A 246-nucleotide genomic window follows, 5' to 3' on the forward strand; every position below is an offset into this window, starting at 1 on the left:
TAACTCTCAACCCAAACTAAGTCGTAGGGCTCAGTCGGCTTCCCCATGACCTGACCGGCTGGCTTTGGACCGGGCTGAGTGAGAGGATCAGCCTGGATCAGAGGAGTTGGGAATGAAGCGAGGACAGAGGCCGAGCGCGGACCAGGTCGTGCTGATGCTGCGCCAGATCGAGGTACAGACGGCGCAAGGCAAGAGCATCGCCGTCGCGTGCAAGGAGGCGGATGTCTCCGAGCAGAGCTTCGTGAC

1 pseudogene is annotated in these 246 nt (G+C 61.0%); it reads left to right on the plus strand.

The features are described from left to right. Nucleotides 1-112: 112 nt before the first annotated feature. Nucleotides 113-246, plus strand: a pseudogene (locus VJI77_RS07665) (IS3 family transposase); the annotation flags it as partial.

Origin of the sequence: Parvimonas sp. D2, from assembly GCF_035282635.1 — a bacterium.
GTDB lineage: Bacteria > Bacillota > Clostridia > Tissierellales > Peptoniphilaceae > Parvimonas.